Genomic DNA, 23,497 nt, shown 5'->3' on the forward strand with positions numbered 1-23,497 from the left:
TCACTATGTCAAAATTAGATTCTAAAATTCCAGAAGGTCCATTAGCGGACAAGTGGACAAAACATAAAAATGATATCAACCTGGTTAATCCTGCAAACAAGCGTTTAATAGATGTGATAATTGTAGGGACTGGATTAGCTGGTGGTTCAGCAGCGGCAACCCTTGCAGAATTAGGTTATAACGTTAAGGCATTTTGTTTTCAAGATTCACCAAGACGTGCGCACTCAATTGCGGCACAAGGTGGTATTAATGCAGCAAAAAATTACCAAGGAGATGGTGATTCTACATACAGATTATTTTATGACACTGTAAAAGGTGGAGATTATAGATCTCGTGAAGCTAATGTTTATAGATTGGCTGAGGTATCTACGAATATCATTGATCAATGTGTTGCTCAAGGTGTACCATTTGCAAGAGAGTATGGTGGTTTACTAGACAATCGCTCTTTTGGTGGTGTATTGGTATCGCGTACGTTTTATGCAAAAGGGCAAACGGGACAGCAATTGCTTTTAGGGGCTTATGCTGCAATGAACCGTCAAATAGGTCGTGGTAAAATAAAGATGTATACGCGTCACGAAATGCTAGACGTTGTGATTGTAGATGGTAAAGCAAGAGGTATCATTGCACGTAACCTTGTAACAGGTGAAATAGAGAGACATAGTGCACACGCTGTTGTGCTTGGCACAGGTGGTTATGGAAATGCATTCTATCTTTCAACATATGCTATGGGTAGTAATGTTACTGCCGCATGGAAAGCACATAAACGAGGAGCCTTCTTTGCAAACCCTTGTTATACTCAAATTCACCCAACATGTATTCCAGTTTCTGGTGATCATCAATCTAAATTGACTTTAATGTCAGAATCTTTACGTAACGATGGACGTATCTGGGTACCAAAACATAAAAAAGACGTTGAGGCAATAAGAAATGGTAGTTTAAAACCAACTGATCTTGCTGAAGAAGATAGAGATTACTACCTAGAAAGACGTTATCCTGCATTTGGTAACTTAGTACCTAGAGATGTTGCTTCGCGAGCGGCAAAAGAACGATGTGATGCTGGTTATGGAGTTAATCAAACAGGTGAAGCTGTATACTTAGATTTTGCATCTGCAATTGAACGCTACGGGAAAGAGCAAGCATTTGTAAAAGGATTAAATGTTGAGGACAAAGCCGTTGTTACAAAACTTGGAAAAGAGGTAGTTGAGAATAAATATGGTAACCTTTTCCAGATGTATGAGAAAATTGTAGATCAAAATCCATATGAAACACCTATGATGATTTATCCTGCTGTGCATTACACAATGGGTGGATTATGGGTAGATTACAACCTAATGACAAACGTACCTGGTCTTTATGCTATTGGTGAAGCAAATTTCTCAGATCATGGTGCTAACAGACTTGGGGCATCTGCCTTAATGCAAGGTCTAGCGGATGGTTATTTTGTATTACCTTATACAATTGGAGATTACTTAGCTGATGATATTAGAACTGGTCCAATACCTACAGACTCTAAAGAATTTGATGATGCAGAAGAAAAGGTTAAAGGAGATATTGATAAATTAATCAATAATGAAGGAACAAAATCTGTAGACCATTTCCATAAGCGTCTTGGTAAGATAATGTGGAATAAATGTGGTATGGCAAGAAATGAAAAAGATTTAAAAGAGGCCATTAAGGAAATAGCAGAACTAAGAGAAGAATTTTACAAAGATGTATTTGTTCCTGGAACAGAGAATGAATACAATGAAGAATTAGCTAAAGCTGGTCGTGTTGCTGACTTCCTTGAATTAGGCGAGTTATTTGCTAAGGATGCCTTAGAACGCGAAGAATCTGCTGGTGGTCACTTTAGAGATGAATATCAGACAGAAACTGGCGAAGCCATGAGACGAAAAGAATTCCAGTATGTTTCGGCTTGGGAATATAAAGGGCAACCTAGTGAAGCAGTTCACCATAAAGAAACCTTAGAATACGAAAATATAGAAGTGAAAGAGAGAAGTTACAAATAAAGAGCTATGATGAATTTAACATTAAAAATATGGCGTCAAAAAGACGCGAATGATAAAGGAAAAATCGTTGATTATCCAATAAGTAATATTTCTCCTGACATGTCTTTTTTAGAAATGTTAGATGTTTTAAATCAGGAGTTAATTGAAAAGGGAGAACAACCAGTTGCATTTGATCACGATTGTAGAGAAGGAATTTGCGGAACATGTTCCCTTTATATCAATGGAAGAGCTCATGGTCCTGAGACTAAAATTACTGCTTGTCAGCTTCACATGAGAAGCTTTAAGGATGGGGACACAATTTATATAGAGCCTTGGAGGGCAAAAGCCTTTCCTGTTATTAAAGATTTAATTGTTGATCGCACCTCTTTTGATCGTATCCAACAAGCAGGTGGTTTTATATCAGTTAATACTTCAGGTAATACCCAAGATGCCAATGCCATTCCAATTGAGAAGGAGAATGCGGATAAAGCATTTGATGCGGCAACTTGTATTGGTTGTGGTGCCTGTGTTGCAAGCTGTAAAAATTCTTCTGCAATGTTATTTGTATCTGCTAAAGTTTCTCAATTTGCATTATTACCACAAGGACAGGTTGAGGCAACAGATCGTGTTTTGAATATGGTTAAGCAAATGGATGACGAAGGATTTGGAAACTGTACAAATACAGGTGCGTGTGAGGTAGAGTGTCCTAAAGGAATATCATTAGAAAATATTGCTAGGATGAATAGAGAATACCTAGCTGCAAGTTTTAAAGGGTAACAAGTACCTGCTGTTGCAGGTATATTAAACATTTTATCCCAAGGTAATGTCTTATCTTGGGATTTTTATTTTTATCAATTTTCAAATGGAGAATGCACTAGAGTTTTATAAAAATCAAATTAGGAAGTATAAGACTTTGTCAAAACAGTTATTCAAGAAATTAAGTCTTTTTAGTACTTTGAGAGTCGTAACATTCTTATTAACTGTTACAGGTATTTACTTGCTAAAAAACCATTGGCAGTCAGCTCTAGGAATAGGCGTTTTAGGGACAGGTATTTTTTTATTCTTATTATCAAAATATACTGATTTAAAAAATAAAAGAGCACTATATAATCGACTGGTAAAAATTAATGAAGATGAATTAAGAATTGCCTCTGGAGATTTTTATCATAGACCAAACGGAATCAAATACCAAAATCCTAAACATCATTTTAGCCTTGATATAGATATGTTTGGGAATGGTTCGTTTTTTCAATACATTAATAGAACTACAATTCCGGAAGCAAAGGATAGACTTGTTCAGAATTTATTGGCCAATGACATTAATAACATCCAATTGCGCCAAGAGGCAATTAAAGAATTGGCTAAACTTCCAGAATGGAGACAACACTATACAGGTATTGCACAAGGTGTTTCAGTTGAATATTCTGCAGGCGATATTATTAAATGGTTAAAAAATTACAGGCCTTTTTTAAATAGGGTTCATTTTTGGTTGCCGATATCATTTAGTATTCTGTCAGTGCTAGTTTTATGTTTAGTTGTTCTGGAAATAGCACCTATTGAATTTGCAGGTTACTGGTTGCTAATTGGATTAGGAATAACTGGTCGTTACCTAAAGAAAATTAACAATCTTGCTCAAAATACTGAACGAACAAAGAATACCTTTAAACAATATGCACTATTGTTAGATCAAATTGAAAATCAAAATTTTCAATCTGTATTACTTAAAAAACAACAAGAAAGAATTAAGGTTGATGAACTTAAAGCTTCTGCAATCTTTACAAAGTTTACCAAATCCTTGGATTTATTAGACAATAGAAATAATTTCATTTCTGCGATTTTCGGTAATGGTTATTTGCTTTGGGATGTTAAGCAAAGTTATCATATAGAACAATGGATAACTACATACTCAAGTAAGGTTGAGGATTGGTTTGATGTTGTTATCTTTTTTGATGAATATAACAGTTTAGGCACATATGCTTTTAATCACCAGGAATTTGTATATCCAACTATAACTAATAATTCAACCACCATTTCTTCAAAGTCTTTGGGACATCCTTTACTACACCCTGAGAAAAGGATAGATAGTGATTTAGAACTATTAAAGGAACAGTTCTTTATTGTTACAGGAGCCAATATGGCTGGTAAAAGCACATTTTTAAGAACAGTAGGTCTTCATATTGTAATGGCAAATGTGGGCTTACCTGTATGTGCGGAAAAGTCTAACTATAAACCTATAAAGTTAGTGACTAGTATGCGCACAACGGATTCATTAAAAGACGACAGCTCGTACTTTTTTAGTGAATTAACACGGTTAAAGTTTATTGTAGATACAATTGAGAACGAATCCGATTATTTTGTAATCTTAGATGAAATTTTAAAAGGAACCAATAGCACGGACAAGGCACTTGGATCAAAAAAGTTTGTTGAACGTTTGGTTAAACTTAAAGCTACCGGAATAATTGCTACACACGATTTAAGTCTAACAGAAATAGAAACAGAGATAGAACCAATAAAAAATTACTTCTTTGATGCTCAGATTATAGATGACGAATTACACTTTGATTACAAACTTAAAAAAGGCGTTTGTCAAAACATGAATGCAAGCTTTTTGCTTAAAAAAATGGAAATATTGTAAATAAAAAACCCTCACTAAAAAAAGTAAGGGTCTTCAATAATTTATAGTTGTTTCTTAAGCCTGAAAAGGCTCTATTGAAACATAAGACTTATTGTCTTTCTTTTTAGTAAACTGTACTATACCATTAACTTTAGCATGTAAAGTATGGTCTTTTCCTTGGTATACGTTTTCACCTGGATGGTGCGTGTTACCTCTTTGTCTTACTAGAATATTTCCTGCAACGGCAGCTTGTCCACCAAAAATCTTAACACCTAATCGTTTCGATTCTGATTCTCTACCGTTTTTAGAACTACCAACTCCTTTTTTATGAGCCATTGTCTTTAGGTTTTATATTGTTAAACTTAAGTTGTAACGCAATTAAGCCTTACCACCATCTAATTTATCTTGTAACGCTTTTAATTCATCCCACTTTCCGTCAGCAGCTAATTTAGCTTGAGCTGGCCAAGTGTCTGTTACGTGGTTTCCGCGTACACCTGCAATGATTTCAGAAATTGCTTCTGGCTTAGCTTTTGCCAATTCAGCGAAAGTTGAAATACCTCCTTCAACTAGTGTTGAAGCAATTTTAGGTCCAATACCTTCAATTTTCTTTAAGTCATCTGCTTTTCCAGTTGCCTTTTTTGTAGCAGGTTTTGCCTTTGGTGCTGCAGCCTTAGCTTTTGGTTCAGGTTTTTTCACTTCAGCTTTCTTAGTTTCCTTTTTCGGAGCTGCTTTCTTTGCACCTGAAGCTGTAATACCTTCAATTACAATTTCTGTTAATGACTGTCTGTGGCCATTTTTAACTCGGTAACCTTTACGTCTTTTCTTCTTGAAAACGATTACCTTATCACCTTTAAGGTGCTTTAAGACTTTTGCACTGACTTGTGCACCGTCTATAGCTGGGGCGCCTAAAGTAACATCGTTACCATTTCCTATTAGAAGAACATTATCGAAAGATACTTTCTTTCCTTCTTCAGCAGATAAACGGTTAACAAAAACTTTTTGGTCTTTTTCAACTTTGAATTGATGCCCTGCTATCTCTACAATTGCGTACATAGCGTAACGTTTTTATTATTTTGTTTAAAAATTAAATAGCTTTCTTTTTCAGAAAGCGGATGCAAATATACTCCTAAATTCTTAATCTACAAACGTTTTAGGGGATTTCAGAAGGATTTTAAGTGATGGTGTTTAATTCCCGTAAAATAAGTCAATTAATTCTTACACTTTTCACATTTTATTTAGTATTTGCAGCGAAATGATTCCTTATTTTTGTTGGGCTTTGTGTAACAAAGCAACTCAAACGAAGACAAACACTAAAACAATTTAATTTTAAAAATCATTAAATAATGAAAAAAAGCTTATTTACTCTAGCGCTTTTTATGTTTGTAGGATTATATTCTACAGCTCAGAAAGTCGAATTTGAAGAGTACAAATTAGATAATGGCTTGCATGTTATCTTACATCAGGAAAATGCGGCACCAATTGTAACTGTAGGTGTGATGTATCAAGTAGGTGCAAAAGACGAGGTAGAGGGAAGAACAGGATTCGCTCATTTTTTCGAACACCTTTTATTTGAAGGTACTGAGAATATCGAAAGAGGAGAATGGTTTAATATCGTTTCTGCAAATGGTGGAAGAAATAATGCAAACACTACTCAAGATCGTACATACTATTACGAAACCTTCCCGTCAAATAAATTAGAGATTGGTCTTTGGATGGAAAGTGAGCGCATGCTTCACCCAATTATTGAACAAATTGGCGTAGATACTCAAAACGAGGTTGTAAAGGAAGAAAAAAGACAGCGTATAGATAATGCACCATATGGTAAAATTATCTACAGAACAGGTATAAACAATCACTTATTTAAGAAACATCCGTACGGAAGGTCTGTAATTGGCTCAATGGATGATTTAAATGCAGCTAAACTTGATGAGTTTATTTCATTTAACGAACAATTTTATAATCCAAATAATGCGACATTGGTTGTAGCTGGTGATATTGATGTTGAGGAAACAAAAAAAATGATCCAGGACTATTTTGGTCCAATAGAAAATAAAGCTGAAGCTAATGTTAGAAAGCCTGTTGTCGAAGATCCAATTACGGAGACACGTTATGCAACGGAGTATGATGCTAATATTCAAATACCAGCGTACATATTCTCATACATTACACCAAAATCTGTAGATAAGGATGCTTATGTATTAGACTATATTTCTTCGATATTAACTGGTGGAAACAGTTCTAGAATGTACAAGAGAATGGTAGATCAAGATAAAGTTGCGTTACAAGTTTTAGCTTTTAATCAAGCAAGTCAAGACTACGGAACTTATACTATGGGAGCCTTAATTAAAGGTGAGCCAGACTGGGATAGCCTTAAAGCAACTATGGACGAAGAAATTAAAAAACTTCAAACCGAATTAATTTCAGAGAAAGAGTATCAGAAATTAAAAAATCAATTTGAAACTAGATTTGTTAATGCAAATTCGCGTATTGAAGGTGTCGCTTCCTCGCTTGCAACATACCAAATGTTACAAGGCGATGCTAGTCGCATCAATAAGGAGTTAGATATCTACAACAGCATTACTCGTGAGGACATAATGGCTGTTGCCAACAAATATTTAAATCCTAATCAACGTGTTGAAATAAAATATTTAGCAGGTTCAGAACCAGAAAGCGATAAATAAAATAATAAGATTATAAACATGAAAAAATATATAATATTTACACTTTTAGCAGTTTTTATGGGAGCTACCGTAACTGCTCAAATTGACAGAACTAAAATTCCTGAATCCGGACCAATGCCAGAGGTTAATCTTGGTGAGGCTAAAGAATTTAAATTAAAGAATGGCTTAACCGTATTGGTAGTTACAGATTCAAAACTACCATCATTAAATTGGAATTTAAACCTTAACAATCCACCTGTTTATGAAGGTGATAAAGCTGGTGTTCAGTCACTAACTAGCGCATTAATGGGTAAGGAAACTCAATTGACTTCTAAAGATGATTTTAGTGAAAAAATTGATTTCCTTGGTGCAAGCATGAACGTTAGTCCAAATGGTGGATTTGGATTTTGTCTGTCTAAATATACAGATCAAGTTTTCAGTTTATTTGCTGAGGCGGCTTTACAGCCAAAATTCACACAAGAGGAATTAGATTTTGAAAAAGAGCAGCTAATAGAAGGTATTAAGTCTGGAGAGAATAGTGCTGCGGCAATTGCTGGTAATGTAAGAAGCGCATTATTATATGGTAAAAACCATGCGGCAGGTGAGATAATTACCGAAGAAACCGTAAATAATGTAACATTAGAAGATGTAAACAATTTTTACAAAGAAAGATTTAAGCCATCAAACGGCTATATCTTATTCTCAGGAGACATCACTGAAAAACAAGCAAAATCATTACTTAAGAAATATTTTAGGGATTGGGATAAAGGAAGTGTAGAAACACCAGAGTATCCTTCATTTGAGGATGTACCAACTACAGAAATCAATTTTGTAGATGTACCAAATGCAGTACAAACAGAATTGGCAGTTATGAGCGTATCACCCTTAAAAATGAGTGATGAGGATTACCATGCAGCATTGGTTACTAATTATATTTTAGGTGGTGCTTTTGGTTCGTATTTAAATATGAATCTTAGGGAAGATAAAGGTTATACCTATGGAGCAAGATCTTCATTAGGTACAGGTAGATATTACAATTCTTCGTTCAGAGCAACAACGAAAGTTAGAAATGAGATTACAGATAGTGCTGTAGTAGAAACTTTAAAAGAAATCAAGCGTATTAGAACTGAGCCTGTAGACGCTGAAATTTTAGCAAATGCTAAGGCTAAGTTTTTAGGTAGTTTTATTCTTGAGTCAGAAGATAAGGCTGTAGCAGCAAGACGTGCTCTTAGAATAAGAACTAACAATCTTCCTGAAGATTTTTACAAAAATTACATTGCGAATATTGACAAAGTTACAATAGAAGATGTTCAACGTGTGGCAGATAAGTATTTAGCGGATGATAAAGCTAGAATTGTTCTAGTTGGTAAGGCAGCAGATGTTTTAGAAAACGTTGAGAAGATAGAATGGAACGGTAAGAAACTTCCGGTTAAATATTTCGACAAGGAAGCAAATCCTACAGATAGACCAGAAACAGTTGTTTTACCTGAAGGGTTAACAGCAGAAACTGTATTAAATAATTATTTAACTGCTATTGGAGGAAAAGAGGCTATTGATAAAACAACATCTTTAATTCTAAAGTATGAAGCATCAGCAATGGGTAATACTATTGTCAGTGAAGAAAAGAAATTGGATGGAAAGGCGTCTCAAGTTTTATCAATGGGAGGAAACCCAATGATGACAGTTATTATGACAAAGGATAAGGCAACAATGAACAAAAATCCTTTGCCAGAAAATATGGCGACTGACATGAGCGTTTTAGCCGGATTATTCCCAGAACTTAACATGCTATCATCAGATAAAGTTAAACTTGCAGGTATTGAAGCCGTAGACGGAAAAGATGCTTATAAAGTTGATGTTTCTGGAGATGTAATTTCACTGTCTTTTTATTACGATGTAGAAAGTGGTTTAAAAGTCAAGGAAGTTCAAACAACTAATATGCAAGGTCGTACTCAAAGTCAAGAAACGATGTTAAAAGATTACCAGACTTACGAAGGATTGAAATTTCCAAATGTTAGAGCTGGAAGTCAAATGGGTCAGGTTATAGAATTTAAACTTATTGAAGTTAAAATTAACGAAGGTGTATCAGACCAGGATTTTGATTAATTCTTTAATTAAATTATAAGGAAAAGCCGAAGTTTTACTTCGGCTTTTCTTTTGCTTTATTTCGTTTATGGGCTAAGTAAACCCCAACTAATATTAAAATTGCAGCCATACCTTGTATAAAGCTAAAGGCTTCCCCATCTAAGATGCCCCAAATTAATGCTACAATTGGCATAATATAAGTGACTGAAGATGCAAAAACAGGTGTTGATATTTGTACTAGTTTATTATACACCACCTTTGCTATTGCAGTACCAAAAAGAGAAAGTATTGTTACATATATTAAAGACGGTACAAACTCAGGGTGATTAAAAGTTTTTTCAGCAAAGAAATCTGTAAATAACAAAATCACAAAAGCAGGAATAATTATAAAAACATAATTTCCAGCAGCTATTGCAAGTGGTTTTACATCTTGAAGATAGCGCTTAATAATATTGGTATTTGCAGCATACATCAATGTTGATGCTATTACAAAAAATGCATACAAGTAATTTTGATTGGGATTGAGTTCAGCTCCTTTTGAAATCAATATTGCAGTACCAATAAAACCAATTATTACTCCAAGAATTTGTCTTTTGGTTGATGCGATTTTAAAAACCGCAAAACCTAATAGTATTGTATTAAGAGGTACAAGCGAATTGAGAATAGATGTTACTGCACTATCTATTTCAGTCTCTGCAATTGCAAAGAAAAAGGCAGGTATAAACGAGCCTAGTAAACCAGAAATCAAAAGCCATTTCCATTTGTCCTTAGGTATTTCTTTTAATTTGTAGAAACCCACAGAAAGTAAAATTAGACCTGTGATTATTGTTCGTAAGGCTCCAAGCTGATATGCTGTTAAACCCAACAGCGCTTTTTTTATTAAAATAAATGAGCTACCCCAAATAATTGACAGGATGAGAAGGTAAATCCACTTGGTATTAGGGTTTTTCATACAAAAACAAGGTAAATGAATCACAAAAATCGTTAATTCTTTACCAAGTAAGCACAAGATTTATTAGATTTAGCGCAAATTTAAGATTTACAATTTATGAACACATTAAAGAATCTTTCTGTCGTTTTAATTCTGGCTTTTATTATTACAGCTTGTAAGAACGATGCCCAGCCAGAAGTTAAAACTGTTGATGTTGAAGTTACCAAAAAAGAGGTTTCAGAGACATTGGATCCAAATGCCACTTATGCCAAGGTAGAGTTTGGTATTGATGGTATGACCTGCGCTATGGGATGTGCAAAGACCATAGAAAAGAAAATGGCTAAAATGGAAGGCGTAAAGTCTGCAAAAGTAGATTTTGATAAGCGTTTAGCTATGGTAGAGTATGATGAGGCTAAAGTTTCACCAGAGTCATTAGAAGAAACAGTTACAAGTGTAGCTGATATTTACAAAGTTAAAGACATGAAAAAGGTGGACAACTTTGCAGGTGAAAAGAAAGCTTGTAAAGAAGACTGCGACAAAGCATGTTGTGCCAATAAAACGGAAGCTGAAAAGAAAGCTTGTAAAGAAGATTGCAACAAAGCATGTTGTGCCAAAGAAAAACAGGGTAAGTAATATAACCCTTAACATTATAATTGAAATGCCTTCCTTTTTTTAGGAGGGCATTTTTATTTTACTTGATAAAGAACAAAGGCCAAGATTAAGCAAGCAAATGGTAATGTCCAGATTAAATATATAGACATTGGCTTAGACTTAAATTTTGCATTAAGCACATTCCGTTTTTTGCCATTAAAGCGCATCCAATTCTTAAAAAGCACAAAAATACTCACTAAAAGAAATAAGGTCCAGAATTTAAAAGAAGACATGGTTATTAACTTCATTTGACGAGCAAAGGCCATAAAGAAGGTGCCTAATAATAAAAGTATAGAAAGTTCTAAAAGATTAATATAAAACAGGGCCAAAGAGAGACTTCGCCTTCCCAATCTTTCTTTGTAATGTCGTAGGATCGATATGTAATAATTATCAAGCATTTCTCATTAAACTAAAAACCACATCTTTAATTACAAAGATGTGGTTTTAAATCCATTTTATAATGGTTTATTTTAATTACCGGTAACAACGATGTTATCTAAATGATATCTGGTTGTAGCACTTGGATCTGATCCTTCATAAAAGAAACCAAATACTGCAGTACCTTCAACACATGAAATATTAACTGGCCCAACAGATTCAAAATCTCCAAATGTACTTGATGGCCCAACAGGAATAGTTGCATCTAAAAGCGACCATGTTGCGGTTGTAGGGTCACCTGCATAATCTGTAGAAACCCAAACCGAAAGGTTAGTACCATTATCAAAATTAGATTGAACATCAAATGAAATTTCTTCACCTGTAGTGGAATCCATGTCAATAGCTGGTGTTACCAACCAAACATTAGCTTCGGTATTGCCCGAACTAAATGCTGAAATACGAGAGTAGAAGTTACCACTAAAGCTACTGATAAACCAATCTGTACTAGTTCCATTAATATTAATATTATCCCAGCCTTCAGAATCGTAAGTTCCAAAGCCTTCAAAATCTTCCTCAAAAATAACGGCACCTCCACCAGAAGGACCAGTACATTCTAAGAAATCTGGATCGCATCGGTTTTCATTATCAAAAACAATATCCTCAGGAGAATTTACAACGATGGTATAGAAATCATCAAAGAAATCTCTAGTTAGTACAGCAGATATAGAACCACGATTTGCAGGTAATGTTAAGCCTTTAAAATCTGAAAATGTACTTGTGCTCATAATAACAGTTGTTCCATTAGCACAACTTTCAATCGTACGCTCACCATCAAATTCATCTGAGTCTTCCGCGGCAAAGGTTAGTGGATTATCACCCAATACATCATTACGATTAAATTGCATGTCATTTAATCTTATAAATAGATTTTCAAGGTCATTAGAAAAATCACTAATTTCTACATCTAAAGGAACAATAGTAGCAACCTCAGGATCTAAGATAATATGTTCTGCTCTTTGAGCGGCTGCAATTTTGTCAATTCCATTTCCAGCAGCTCTTCCTAATTGCAATACGCCATTGTCCTCAGCAATTGTTAGGCCGTCTAATTTAATGTACACCTTTCTACCAAATTCATAAATGGTATATAATGGATTAACATCTATTTGCACAACAACACCTGCTGTTGGATTTTCGGCTTTATCTTGGAGCACTAATTCTTCGAAAAAGTTACCACCTTCATCACTAGAAATAACATATCCTGACGTATATACATCAAAATTTGGATTATCTTCAAAGGTATATGCTTCGCCAGATTGATTAAAGAAACCTAGAACCGCATCAATATCAATCATTTGGTCATCAGGCCCAAACTCTACCTCATTTACCGTTAAATTAGGCAAGTTATATTCATCATCTTCTACACAGGCTGTAAACACTAATAGACCTATTAGTAAAAGCGTTAGTTTATTTATTTTCAATGTTTTCATTTTTTTTGTCTTTGTAAAGTTAAAGATTGTGTTTTAATATTTTTTTAGAATCTTACGTATACGTTTAAATAATAAGTAGTTCCGTTGCCATAGAAATAGCGATTACCAAATACAGGACCATTTTCATTAGTTTGTTCTTGTATCTGACTTCTGTAATCAACACGTCTTGCTTGCTCAAAACCACCTGTTCTATATTCTTGATCAAATACATTGTTTATTGTAGCAAAGAATCCTAGGAAATAGTCACCTACTTTCCATGATTTACCTCCAATTATGTTCACAAGCATATAATCGTCAAATTGTTCTTGCTTCAACAACTCACGGGCAACAATTGGGTCATAATCATTAAATCCATAACCTGAAATATTGCCTCCTTCTCTATATCTATCTTCTGTGATAAGATCTAAATTTGTATTAAATCTACCAGATCTTTTAAGGTTATTTACATCCACATATGCATTTGAAAAATGATTTGCTGTAATGCCAATATTCCAAAAATCAGGATCTCTATATTCAAATCCAATTTGGAATGCTCTTTCTGGTCCGCCTGCAACATGATAATTTTCTAAAGCAACAGTACCATCTCCATAAGAAAGATCATTTTCAAAATCATCACCAGACAAGTACATATTAGGATTGTTGGTAAAAACGTATTGACCAACAGAAGCCGCACCTTTTAATTTAATAGTTGGTGTTACTTGTGCTTCTATACCAAGTTCACCGCCTACATGTCTGCGATCTACATTGGTCAGTACCTCTTGAACAAATGCACCAGAACTTCCTTCAGTAAAGTAGAATCCAATATCTGTTCCGTCTTCAAATGTGGAATAGAAACCTGTAATACGAGCTTTAACTATTGGTGATCTAAAAATATAACTTGCATCAATGGTAGTTATTACCTCACTATTCAATTCGTTAATTAACTCATTGTTTTGTCTTGCATTTTCAAAAGTGTTTCTTATTGAAGGTGCTTTTGTTAAATATGCAGCATTAAAATCTATTAAATGTTTACCACTTAATTTATAAGTACCACCTGCCTTTAAACCGAAGTTTGAAAATTCGGCTTTTTCACTTTTACCAAATGAATTATCTGCGAAGTATCCGTTTTGATACAATCCGTTTCTTTGGTAATCTGTCCTAGAAACATTAGCCGCAACATAAAAGTCAATTTTATTGTATTTAAACTGAGCTTGTGCAAAAGCACTTATTACGTTAGCGTCTATTTCATAATTATATTTATATCTATCACCTTCTCCGGCAATTCGGTTTGGATTTCTAATATCGGACTGTGCTAAATTACTTAGGTTTTGATTTGGATCTGTTTCCTCAGCAAAGAAGTCTACATCTAAATATCCGTTTGCACCAAATAAGTCTTTTATAGAAGCAAAGTTTTCACTTTTTAAGCTTCTATAATTTACAGCACCATTAAGTTTTATGTTTTCCGCTAATTCAGCATCTAATAATATATTTGCCGTGAATTGTTGATCGTCAATTCTGTCCTCTTGCAATGCATAAATTGCATTATAACCGTTGGCGGTAGAGCTAACGTTCGCGGAATAGACATCTAACCAATTAAACTGACCATTATTAATAAATTCTTGTTGTGCTAAATAGGCCTGTTCATAATCATAAGCCGTAGGAGCATCATCTGTGTTTAGGAAGTAACTTGGTAGTCTCTGATAATATGTTGGATCAGTATTTCGTGCACCACCAATGTAAGTATCTTCACCATTAAACTCAACAAGCCTTGTTCCACCATTGTCTATCCTCGTGTTTCCAATTCGTCCAAATTGGTATGCAATATTGGTGTTTAACTTAACCTTGGACGATACATCCCAAAAGTGATTTAGCATCAATATTGGCTCGTTAATTTCTCTCATTCGAGAATTGCGTTGCTCACCGTTTAAATCTCCCCAAAATGGATTGTATTGGCGTCCTTTTAAATTGTAAACTTCTTCAGTTATTGCAGTTGAACGTCCACGTCTATTTTTTGCATAAATACCTGTAAAGTTTAAACTATGCTTGTCATTAATTTGTTTTTCTACTGCAACAAAGAATGAATTGGCATCATACAATGTGCCATCTATATAACCATTCTCTCCAAATCTTCTAGATCCAAGAACTGAGTATGACCATCCGCCTTCTAATAAACCAGAGCTATAACTTGCCATTACTCTTCCCTGATAACTTCTATTTGCTGAAGCATAAGAAATACGACCGCCTCTTCTGTATTTAGAAGCACGCATAATAATATTATTTGTACCTGCTAAATCTCCAAAAGTATAGTCGTTTGCAGAAATACCCATTGAGAATTCTTGGTTACGCTGTACATCATTTAATCCTCCCCAATTTCCCCATTGTGGTCTTCCGTTAAACTGCTTGTTCATTTCAACACCATTGATAAGTACTTTACCATTGGCATTATCTAAACCACGTGGTCTAAAAAATGTTGCACTGAAATCAAAAGCAGCCGCATTTAGAAACACATCCCTAGAGGCTTGTAATAAACCTGAGATGTTGTCGGTTAATCCATCATCTTCACTATTTAAATTATCATCTGAAATTGAAATAATGAATAGATCCTTTTTGTCACTCGCATCAAAATCTAAAGTCATACCGCTAATGTCTACGGTTTGCCCTTCATTTACAATGATCGGGTAACGTTTTGTAAGGTAGCCTATTTTTTCAACCTTTAAAACTTGTTCGCCAAGGGGAACATTTTCAGTAAAACTGAATTCACCTTTAGCATCTGTTTTAGTTGTTTGTCCGGTCTCTTCAATAGAAATCGTTACATCAGGAATAGGTTCTCCTGTAGTTCCATCTAGAACACTTCCCTTTACAATAGTTTGTTGCGAAAAACTTGAAAATGTAAAGGCAATTCCAAACAGAAATAGTAAAAAACTTTTTTTCATGCCTAATTTTAAATTGATTGTTATGTTAGATTAAATTATAGCTATTTAAGGCGTCCAAATGTACTATATTTATAATTATTATATAATTTTGGCAGGCAATTTGTATACGATATAACAATAAGTTAATACAACCCTATGAAATTACTAAAAACGCTTCTACTTTTAATTGTTTTCTCAAGCTTTTTTAATGTAAATGCACAAGATGAAAAACGCTTTAAAATTCATACTGTCGCTTTTTACAATTTAGAAAACTTGTTTGATACAATTAATGATCCACTAAAGTATGATGAAGCCAGTCCTATAATGGAACTTAAGGCCAATCGTTCTGAAATTTACAAGAAGAAAGTTAAGAACATGGCTCGCGTTATTTCTAATATTGGAACTGATATGGCAAACAACTCTCCAGCTGTAATTGGAGTATGCGAGATTGAAAACCGTAAGGTTTTAGAAGATTTAGTTAATGACCCACTTTTACTTTCTAAAGATTACGGTATAATCCATTTTGATGGACCAGATAGGAGAAGTATAGATGTTGCATTATTGTACCAGAAGGCATTATTTCAACCGGTAGAATCAAGTTCTCATGAATTATTAATTTATGATGACTTAACTAGAAAACGTGTATTTACAAGAGATCAGCTTTTAGTGAGTGGCAAGTTAGATGGTGACTTAATTCACATCATCGTAAATCACTGGCCATCAAGAAGTGGTGGTGAGGCAAGAAGTAGGTCTAAAAGAGTTGGTGCAGCCAAACTGAACAAACGAATTATTGATTCGTTACAGTCCATAGATCCTTATGCTAAAATTTTAACTATGGGTGATCTTAATGACGACCCAACTAATGAAAGCGTAAAAAAAGTTTTAAAAGCAAAAAAAGACAAGAAAAAGGTACCATTAAAAGGTATCTATAATCCATTTGAGAAAATGTTTACTGAAAAGGGATATGGTACTACAGCATACAGAGATGCTTGGAGTTTATTTGATCAAATAATGGTTACAAAACCTCTTATTGAAACTGATTATACCTCTTATCGTTTTTGGAAAGCAGGTATTTATAATAAATCTTATTTATCTAATAAAAGAGGCCGATGGGAAGGATATCCTTTTAGAAGTTTTGCCGACGGAGGTTTCACCGATGGATTTAGTGATCACTTTCCGGTTTATGTTTATCTCATTAAAGAAGCGGAATAACATTATTTATATGAACAAAAAAGCATCTCAACTAGAGATGCTTTTTTGTTTAACTGAACCAAAGGTTCCATGGTATTTTAGCTAGCACCAGTATTAATGCTAATGTGTAAAATATAGCTAGCATTTTAAATTTTGGTTTAGACACTAATTTCTTCTTGTGTTTTGAATAACCAATTGTAACAAGAGCCACTGCAATAATCATAGTAGTTGGGTGCTCAACTATTAGATTTCTTAAATCTGAATTTTTCATTACTTCACCCATGCCACCAACTTGTTCAATAGTTGAAAAGTAATCCTTCATGAAAAATAGTACAATGCCAATCAACAATTGTATGTGCATTGTAATTAAAGTAAAAAGCGAAATCCTAAAGTCTTTGGCATCAAATTCTTTATTGCCAAAAAACTTGAACAATGCATTAAAAGTTGCAATTATTAGCACAAATAATACTAAATAGGCCCAATATGAATGTATAAACTGAACGGTTTCCATAAATTTTTTTAGTTCGATTGACTACAAAAATAAGGATTTGAGAAGTAATCGTTTTAATCTGCAACCGTTATTTTATGCTTTAACTCATTACCTAATTCATCTACAACAGTTAAGGTATGCTCACCTGGATTTGGTAAAATTGCCATATAATGAATTTCCTTTGTGCTACCAACATAAACATTATCTACATACCAAAAGAGTTCTAGTTCTGGTTTTGAATGAGCTACTTTTAAAACAAGGTCATTCGTCTTGCCATTAAAGTCTTTTGGTAGAAAAACGGTGGACTGCTGGTTAGGATAAATAAACTCCATTGAAATATCAGAGTCGCTAAGACAACCTTCTCTAAAGGGTGGAATTGGTTTATAAAACGGATTCTTATTCTTGTAATAAAAAGCCTGCAATGGCGGTAATACAAACCAAGGTTTGTTTTTAATATTTTCTATAGGCTCACATGAAGAATTAACCTGGTATTTTTCTTTTGTATCAACATGAACTAACCTGTGATGCGGGCAAGGTTTGGTTTTTTTACCACTTATTTGGATGTATCTTAACTCGGTTTCTTCGCAAATTGACGATGCTCTGTAACCACTTTTATTACAAATTTTCACTTCCAACATTTCATCAAACGGTTTAGTGAACCACTCACTTTTAGGCAGAATATCAAATACATCAAATAATATTGGAGCCGCAGTTTGTACACCTACTAATCCTGGTCTACCTTCACCATCTGCATTACCAACCCAAACACCTACGACATAGTCTTTTGTGGTGCCAATTGCCCACGCATCCCTAAATCCAAAACTTGTGCCTGTTTTCCATGCTATTTCTTGTGATGAGTCATAAATCTCCCAACTTTCATCTTCCTCGGGACGGTTAACCTGTTTCATGCTTTCATAAGTCAGATATATAGAAGCAGCATCAAAAATTGATTTTTCATTTTGCAACTGACCAAAATCAACAGCTTTGTTTTTTACATAAATAGGTTCGCAAAATTCGTTTGAGAAATACTGGCTAGAATTATTATTAAAATGGTTTAGGGTTGAAGACATAGATGCGTATTTGCTACATAAATCCCATAGGTTGCTTTCAGCTCCTCCTAGAATCAAGGATAACCCATAATGATTAGTATTATATTTTAAGTCTTTTAGATTAAGTTGTTTGAGATAATGATAAAACCTATCTAGACCAAAATCTTGTAACATTCTAACTGCTGGAACGTTCAAGGACCTCGATAAAGCTTCGTTTGCTGGTACTGCACCATCATACGATTTATTGAAATTTTCTGGCTGATAACTACCAAATTGAGTAGGAACGTCAGCAACTAATGTATGAGGTAATAAATCACCAGCATCTAACATAGAGGCATATAGAAATGGTTTTAAAATACTACCAGTACTTCTAGGTTTATTTATAATGTCAACATAGTTTTGATGTGCTTTATCTGTTGGCGAGTTACCTACATAAGTCAATACTTCACGAGAATTTACATCTAAAATTAAAACAGAAATATTATGGATTTCATTTTGTCTTAATCTATTGTAGTGTTGCCTTACAATACCATTAGTTTGAGACTGAAAGCCCAAATTAATTGTGCTTTTTGCACGTTTACCTTTATGTTCATTAACTGTTTTTTGCAAGAGATGAGGTGTTATTTGTGGTAATGGATAAGGCTTTATAGGCAACTCTTCTTCAATAGAAAGCTCATAGGTAAGTTTATCAATTGTACCATTTTCAAATAGTTTCTTTAGCAAGCGATTTCTTTTTTCAAATAATCTTTTCTGGTTTTTGCCAGGATAGATTAAACTTGGAGCATTTGGTAACACGGCTAAAGTTGAGCTTTCAGCCCAAGATAAATTTGATACATCACGATTAAAATATCGCCATGATGCGGCTTCAATACCAACCACATTACCTCCAAATGGCGCATTACTGGCATAAAGATTTAATATGTAATCCTTGGAATATCTAAACTCCAAACGTGTTGCCAGAATCAACTCTTTTAATTTCTCAAAATAACTTCTTGGTTGTCCTTTTCGAGAAAGTCTAATAACTTGTTGTGTTATTGTACTTCCACCTCGTTTAACTGACCCAGAGCTTAAATTTTGTTTAAGCGCTTTTAAAATTGAAATAGGATTAAAACCCGGGTGCTTATAAAAGTATTCATCTTCAAAAAGTAGAATACAAGTTTTAAATTTTAGTGGAATACTATCATTTGATGGAAATCTCCATTGGCCATCATCTGCAATTCGTGCTCCTAAAAGTTCATTAGTTCTACTAGTTAAAACGGTAGCTGTTGGGTCTTTAAATAATTGTTGAGGCAAACAGAAATAATAGGCAATAAGCATGAGTAAAATGACTGTAGATTTCACTTTATTTTGTCTTATATATCTCAAAAACCTATACATATACTATACAAACGAAGGAATTAGGATCATCTTAACGATAAGTTTCTTGCAATAGCTAAATTCTCTTTTATATTTAAACGTGCAAAAGTCCAGTCTAGATCTTAAAGTACTTATAATTTTTTGTTTTTCTTTTCTAACAAGAGAAGCATTTGCGCAATTAAGTTTTTGCCAAGGTAATTCTGGTGACCCAATATTTGAAGAAACTTTTGGTACGGGAGTTACAAATGGACCTCCATTACCAGCTGGCACGACCACATATGGTTATTGGGGACAAAGTAACCCGCAAGATGGACAATATACAATTGCGAATAGTACCTTTTTATTTGGGTGGAATTTACCTAGTGATCACACTCCAGGTGACACCAATGGAAAAGCACTAATAGTTAATGCTAGTTTTACAGCAGGAGAATTTTACAAAACTCCTATTGCTGGTCTTTGCGAAAACACAACTTATGAATTTTCTTCATGGTTAATAAATATCCTACCATTGTCGGGCTGTGGTGGATCTGGTATTCCTGTTAATGTTAGGTTTGAGATTTGGGATGATACCGATACAAGTTTATTAGCTAGTGGAGATACTGGAAATATTTTTAGTCAAGTAACTCCAACATGGGAGCAATATGGACTAGTTTTTCAAACTTTACCTGGTCAAACAGCTGTGATATTAAAAATGATAAATAACGGTGTAGGTGGATGTGGTAATGACTTGGCTATTGATGACATTGTTTTTAAGAGTTGTGGTGATTCAATAATCGTTGAGGACACCACAACAGATAATTCTATTTCAATTTGTAGCACACAGACTCCATTTTCTCAATCGATTACTGCCATACCAGACAATGTTGTGTTTAGTTCTCATTTTTATCAGTGGCAATCAAGTACTGATGGAGTTAATTGGATAGATTTAGTAGGAGAAACTTCAGCTGTTCTAAACATTACCGGTTTAACAACGACAACATTTTATAGAGCTAAGGTGGCAGAATTCGCAGCCAATTTATCAAATTCTGATTGTATTACTTTTTCAGATGTTTATGAGATTAATGTTACTCAAGCACCAGCTCAACCTTCTATTGCGTGTTGGGAAACGGCAACTTTTGATGACAATATATGTGATTGGGTAATTACTGGGTCTCAACCAGTTCAGCCTAGTATTGAATGTTGGGAGACCGCAACTTTCAATAACTTAACTTGTTCTTGGGATGTAAGTGGGACACAACCTGTACAGCCTAGTCTAGAATGCTGGGAGACAGCATCATTCAATAATATTACATGTTCTTGGGATGTCACAGGTACTCAACCTCCACAACCAGCAATTGAATGTTGGGAAACAGCATCGTTTAATAACACAACATGTTCTTGGGATGTCACAGGCACGCAGCCAGCACCACCGACTAATTTAGAATGTTGGGAAACCGCAACATTTAATGATAATACTTGTTCTTGGGAAGTCACAGGGGCACAACCTCCTCAACCAAATCTTCAATGTTGGGAAACAGCCTCATTTAATGATATAACATGCTCTTGGGAAGTTACAGGGACACAACCAGCATCACCAAGCAACTTAGAATGCTGGGAAACTGCAACTTTTAACACTGTAATATGTGACTGGGAAGTTACAGGTAACCAACCTAATCAACCTGTGTTGGAGTGTTGGGAAACGGCATCGTTTAATTTTGCTGATTGTTCTTGGGAGGTTTCTGGTAATCAACCAGATGCACCAACAAATTTAGAGTGTTGGGAGGTAGCTATATTTAATGATACAACATGTGCTTGGGAAGTTTTTGGGAATGAACCAGTTGAACCATCGGATCTACTTTGTTGGCAAAGTACATTTTTTAATGAAGATCTTTGCGAATGGGAAATTATTGGGGATCAACCTTTAGTACTGAGAGAGGAATTTCTATTTCTGTGTGAAGGAGAAACAATTGATTTAGAGGCAATCTCAGAAATCGACAACCCATCTTATGAATGGGATAGTGGAGAAGACACTTTTTCTATTACCGTGAACAGTGGTGGTACTTATGTTGTTGAGGTGACTGATAACTGTTTCACAGAAATAATCACATTTAACGTTGCTGAAATTGAAACACCAATAATAGAAAGTGTTGTTTCAGATGGAAGCTCACTAATTATTAATCTTCAAAATCCTGGGCAATACGTGTACTCATTAGATGGTGAAGATTATCAGATTAGCAATGTATTTAGTGCTGTTGAAAGTGGATTATATACGGTTTATGTGAAATCAAACATATGTGAAGTAGTTGTTACTGCTGAACATATTCATTTTTACATTCAGAAATTCATTACACCTAATGGCGATGGCAAAAATGACACTTTTAATTTTAACCTCGCACCTTACTATAATTCTACGGAAGTATATATCTTTAATAGGTTTGGTAAATTACTATTCTCCGCAAAGAATAATAATGTTAATTGGGATGGAACTTTCATTGGTAATAAATTGCCAAGCTCTGATTATTGGTATAGAATAGTGATAGACAACCAAGAATTTAAAGGGCATTTTACATTAAAGAGGTAAGAACTTTATTTGTTAAAATCATATTCCCTTTCAACTCTACATATCCTAACATTATACCAGCTGTACCACTTCTCCTTTCCAAATTTTTGGGCAAATTGGTGTTCTGAATTTAGCTTCCAATTTTTAATATCGTCTAAACTCTCCCAATAACTTACTGTAATACCTAATTCGTTTCTTGCACTATCAATTCCAAGAAATCCCTTTTGTGATTTTGCTAAGGATTCCATTTTTTTGGCCATTTCATAATAGCCTTCGATGCTGTCGTTGTTCGTAGAAGTAAATATTACAGCAAAATATGGTTTAAATTTGTTCATTGTTAACAACCCATTGGGATTCTAAATTCAATGACTTTTTCTATTATATTATCATCAGAATCCGTAATTAATATCTTTAAAAATATTCTACTTGTAGAAACAGAAATTGGATAATCTTTAATTGATTTAGCATCTTTTAAATGTTTAACCCAGTCTGAACCACAATAGTCCAAAATTTCTTGTTTTAACTCTTCCATAGAAACATTAATAAACTTTGTCCAGTCTTCTTCATTGTATTTCAAGGTTTTATATGTGCCTCGATTAATTTGTTCAATTGGTTCCCAGTTAGAATAATAATGTTTCCATTCGGTAAGATCGCAATGTGGTCCTTCATTGGTAATTGAAATACTGTTTTCAAATTGCTGAAAGATACTTACTCTTTTGTAATTTTTATTCTTAAGCAACAGGGTTTTACCTTCAGGAGAATCTCCAAGTTCTACATCTACTGACACCGTATCTGAGTCAAAAAAAGACTTTACTTTAAACTCATCCGTGCTTTTCAAGTCTTTTATTTTAATATTTAATCCTTTAAAATCTGCTTCAATGCTTTTAGTCAATTCTTTAGCTAAATAACCATCAAAGACATATCCATATTTAGTCCTAGTTTTAATTTTCACCCAATTTCCTGATACAGTTTTGCCGTTGTCTAGAATAACTAGTTTTTCACCTGTATTTTCGGAAATTTCAATGGATTCTCCGTACTTAAGTCGACCAATTTTTTCTGAGTTTACATCTGGTTTTTCTCTAATTGATAATCCATTGTCCGCAATAACATAAGCTTGCTCTTGTGCATTTAAAAGTGAAACATTAACAAGTAATACAAGCGCTAAAATTTGTTTAAAAAAGTTCATAATT

The 23,497-nt window shown here is 34.2% G+C and carries 17 protein-coding genes; 8 read left to right on the forward strand and 9 right to left on the reverse strand.

The features are described from left to right. The first annotated feature begins 5 nt into the window (after positions 1 to 5). From LBV24_RS04830 to LBV24_RS04840, 3 genes are all read left to right on the forward strand, one after another. Positions 6 to 2,006, forward strand: coding sequence for a fumarate reductase/succinate dehydrogenase flavoprotein subunit (locus LBV24_RS04830; RefSeq protein WP_224477458.1), 2,001 nt, complete (start codon positions 6 to 8; stop codon positions 2,004 to 2,006). Positions 2,007 to 2,015: 9 nt separating this feature from the next. Further along, positions 2,016 to 2,762: a succinate dehydrogenase/fumarate reductase iron-sulfur subunit gene (locus tag LBV24_RS04835; protein ID WP_224477658.1), complete on the forward strand. Its 747-nt coding sequence runs from the start codon at positions 2,016 to 2,018 to the stop codon at positions 2,760 to 2,762. Between the two features lie 85 nt (positions 2,763 to 2,847). After that, a complete protein-coding gene (locus LBV24_RS04840) occupies positions 2,848 to 4,620 on the forward strand; it encodes a MutS-related protein (RefSeq protein WP_224477459.1) in 1,773 nt (590 codons plus the stop codon). A 54-nt stretch (positions 4,621 to 4,674) separates the two neighbouring features. Here LBV24_RS04840 and rpmA read toward each other — a convergent pair whose 3' ends face one another. Then, entirely contained in the window at positions 4,675 to 4,935 is a 261-nt protein-coding gene (gene rpmA / locus LBV24_RS04845; RefSeq protein ID WP_224477460.1) for a 50S ribosomal protein L27, read from the reverse strand. A gap of 42 nt (positions 4,936 to 4,977) precedes the next feature. Then, on the reverse strand, positions 4,978 to 5,652 hold the full coding sequence (gene rplU, locus LBV24_RS04850; RefSeq protein WP_224477461.1) for a 50S ribosomal protein L21: 675 nt from the start codon (positions 5,650 to 5,652) through the stop codon (positions 4,978 to 4,980). A 290-nt stretch (positions 5,653 to 5,942) separates the two neighbouring features. On the opposite strand from rplU, the gene LBV24_RS04855 reads away from it, so the two are divergent. Further along, the gene (locus LBV24_RS04855; RefSeq protein WP_224477462.1) at positions 5,943 to 7,280 is read left to right on the forward strand and encodes a M16 family metallopeptidase; all 1,338 of its coding nucleotides are present in this window, start codon (positions 5,943 to 5,945) and stop codon (positions 7,278 to 7,280) included. 18 nt (positions 7,281 to 7,298) lie between these two features. Further along, complete coding sequence (locus LBV24_RS04860; RefSeq protein ID WP_224477463.1) at positions 7,299 to 9,365, forward strand: M16 family metallopeptidase; 2,067 nt, start codon at positions 7,299 to 7,301, stop codon at positions 9,363 to 9,365. Between the two features lie 34 nt (positions 9,366 to 9,399). Here the strand turns inward: LBV24_RS04860 and LBV24_RS04865 are convergent, their stop codons facing one another. Further along, on the reverse strand, positions 9,400 to 10,296 hold the full coding sequence (locus tag LBV24_RS04865) for a DMT family transporter (RefSeq protein ID WP_224477464.1): 897 nt from the start codon (positions 10,294 to 10,296) through the stop codon (positions 9,400 to 9,402). A 96-nt stretch (positions 10,297 to 10,392) separates the two neighbouring features. On the opposite strand from LBV24_RS04865, the gene LBV24_RS04870 reads away from it, so the two are divergent. Continuing rightward, positions 10,393 to 10,908 carry a cation transporter gene (locus tag LBV24_RS04870; protein WP_224477465.1) on the forward strand — a complete coding sequence of 172 codons (516 nt, stop codon included), beginning with the start codon at positions 10,393 to 10,395 and terminating at the stop codon, positions 10,906 to 10,908. Between the two features lie 488 nt (positions 10,909 to 11,396). Here the strand turns inward: LBV24_RS04870 and LBV24_RS04875 are convergent, their stop codons facing one another. Next, positions 11,397 to 12,791 (reverse strand): DUF5689 domain-containing protein, encoded by a 1,395-nt coding sequence (locus LBV24_RS04875; protein WP_224477466.1) that lies wholly within the window; start codon positions 12,789 to 12,791, stop codon positions 11,397 to 11,399. A 44-nt stretch (positions 12,792 to 12,835) separates the two neighbouring features. Next, positions 12,836 to 15,703 (reverse strand): TonB-dependent receptor, encoded by a 2,868-nt coding sequence (locus LBV24_RS04880; RefSeq protein WP_224477467.1) that lies wholly within the window; start codon positions 15,701 to 15,703, stop codon positions 12,836 to 12,838. Between the two features lie 135 nt (positions 15,704 to 15,838). On the opposite strand from LBV24_RS04880, the gene LBV24_RS04885 reads away from it, so the two are divergent. Continuing rightward, positions 15,839 to 16,894 carry an endonuclease/exonuclease/phosphatase family protein gene (locus tag LBV24_RS04885; RefSeq protein WP_224477468.1) on the forward strand — a complete coding sequence of 352 codons (1,056 nt, stop codon included), beginning with the start codon at positions 15,839 to 15,841 and terminating at the stop codon, positions 16,892 to 16,894. Between the two features lie 49 nt (positions 16,895 to 16,943). On the opposite strand, the gene LBV24_RS04890 is transcribed toward LBV24_RS04885, so the two are convergent. Then, a complete protein-coding gene (locus LBV24_RS04890; RefSeq protein ID WP_224477469.1) occupies positions 16,944 to 17,384 on the reverse strand; it encodes a hypothetical protein in 441 nt (146 codons plus the stop codon). Between the two features lie 53 nt (positions 17,385 to 17,437). Beyond that, entirely contained in the window at positions 17,438 to 19,789 is a 2,352-nt protein-coding gene (gene pbpC / locus LBV24_RS04895) for a penicillin-binding protein 1C (protein WP_224477470.1), read from the reverse strand. A gap of 79 nt (positions 19,790 to 19,868) precedes the next feature. On the opposite strand from pbpC, the gene LBV24_RS04900 reads away from it, so the two are divergent. Further along, a complete protein-coding gene (locus LBV24_RS04900) occupies positions 19,869 to 22,328 on the forward strand; it encodes a T9SS type B sorting domain-containing protein (protein ID WP_224477471.1) in 2,460 nt (819 codons plus the stop codon). A gap of 5 nt (positions 22,329 to 22,333) precedes the next feature. Here the strand turns inward: LBV24_RS04900 and LBV24_RS04905 are convergent, their stop codons facing one another. Then, positions 22,334 to 22,642 carry an antibiotic biosynthesis monooxygenase family protein gene (locus LBV24_RS04905; protein ID WP_224477473.1) on the reverse strand — a complete coding sequence of 103 codons (309 nt, stop codon included), beginning with the start codon at positions 22,640 to 22,642 and terminating at the stop codon, positions 22,334 to 22,336. Positions 22,643 to 22,644: 2 nt separating this feature from the next. Further along, positions 22,645 to 23,493, reverse strand: a complete 849-nt coding sequence (locus LBV24_RS04910) for an SH3 domain-containing protein (RefSeq protein WP_224477474.1) — start codon at positions 23,491 to 23,493, stop codon at positions 22,645 to 22,647. Positions 23,494 to 23,497 lie beyond the last annotated feature (4 nt).

It is taken from the genome of Winogradskyella vincentii (assembly GCF_020166345.1).
GTDB lineage: Bacteria > Bacteroidota > Bacteroidia > Flavobacteriales > Flavobacteriaceae > Winogradskyella > Winogradskyella vincentii.